This window comes from Bacillus sp. JJ1474 (genome assembly GCF_036965225.1).
Taxonomy (GTDB): domain Bacteria; phylum Bacillota; class Bacilli; order Bacillales; family Cytobacillaceae; genus Cytobacillus.
In genome coordinates, this window is record NZ_JBALPC010000320.1 from 1 (window position 1) to 1,450 (window position 1,450).

The following is a 1,450-nucleotide window of genomic DNA, read 5'->3' on the forward strand; positions in this document are numbered from 1 at the left end:
CGAGAAGAAATGATGGAATTTCAATGAAAGTTTTCACTTTATACATTTCTTTTAAAATCTTTTCCTTCAAACTTACTAAGATACTTTACGCTGAATGTCTAAAAAAATCAATAGGGAAAAATCATGGATTTTGTCGAAAATATGGTATAGTTTATATTTGAATAATAGCTGATATTAATTGAAGTGATTCTGTTCACAATATAAGACATTATGGTCTAAAACGGTTAGGAGGAAAAGGTGAATAATGGATATAAATGAGGTTATGAAGAGAATGAATAAGTTAGAATATCAGCAAAAGCTTTTACTTAAGATGATCGAAAATAGAAATTTGGAATTTTTTAAACTAATTGTCGAAAAGTCATTAGCTGAAAGCGAAGTTGAAGATTTCTACAGACAATGTGAAGAGTTGAGCATAGAGTTGGAAGAACAAAAAGCGGAAGGGTTTGTCTACTTTCATCCGCTTTACAATAAATTTACTTATAGGTTACATAAGGATCTTGAACCGAAGGAAGCAGTGCAAGCTTGTTTAAAGCAAGGTTTATTTATTCCTCTAATGGACGAATTTGTGAAATATCTTTAAAGATTAAACTGATTCCTGAAGAGAGCTTTCTTTTTTTTGCAGCTTTCCTTCTTCCTCTACGAAATCATTTTCAATATTATTAAATGATTTTTCAAAAATCTCCATAAAGTCATCTCCATATATATTTCTCACTATGGCCATGATTTCAATAATTTCTGGAAATTTCCCATAAAGTTCTCTTAATGGTGCTGCTCCTGAAAACACTGCATATTGATCTGGATCGTAAGTCTCCATTAATTGCAATAAAATGTTTTCGCCTTCGGCAGTAATCTGAATATACGTATTTCTTTTGTCGCTTTCCTTTTTGGAAAATTTCAGAAAGCCACGCTCTTCAAGTTTTTTTGAGAAGTTAAATGCTGTTGATACGTGCATGACTCCAAACTTAGCCACATCCGAAATAGATGCCCCTTTTAAGTGATAGGCAATCCATAAAATATGATGTTCGTTGATGTTTAGGTCAAAGGGCTTAATCCATTGCTGCCAGTCTTTTTCGATGGATTTCCATAAAGCTTTACTAAGTTGAGAAATTCTTTGGCTGAAAATCATTGCTTCCTTCATTGAATACATTTTATCTGTCATAAAACTATTCACCTACTTTTCTAGTTCNNAAATTTTTAGAAATTATTTCTTAAAGCTATTTTTTCTTCAATTTTGTGAAACAACTTATGATTTTAGAAAAAACTTTTTTAAAACGAAGAACAAACAAAAAAATGAAGTTTTGGCATTGTCACTTTATTAATATATTTATTTTCGGCTTAAAATGAAAAAATCCTTCTTTTTAATAGAATAAAGAAGGATTTTTTAAAAAAAATTTTATTTTTTCTCATTCTTAAGATCTAGACTTTTTTCAAGATTTGAAATAGCCTCTTC

2 protein-coding genes are annotated in these 1,450 nt (G+C 29.9%); one reads left to right on the forward strand and one right to left on the reverse strand.

Annotated features, from left to right (window positions below; genetic code table 11):
* Positions 1–244 precede the first annotated feature (244 nt).
* A complete protein-coding gene (locus tag V7164_RS25330) occupies positions 245–580 on the forward strand; it encodes a DUF1878 family protein (protein WP_335355608.1) in 336 nt (111 codons plus the stop codon).
* Positions 581–583: 3 nt separating this feature from the next.
* On the opposite strand, the gene V7164_RS25335 is transcribed toward V7164_RS25330, so the two are convergent.
* On the reverse strand, positions 584–1,159 hold the full coding sequence (locus V7164_RS25335; protein ID WP_335355609.1) for an HTH-type transcriptional regulator Hpr: 576 nt from the start codon (positions 1,157–1,159) through the stop codon (positions 584–586).
* Between the last annotated feature and the right edge of the window lie 291 nt (positions 1,160–1,450).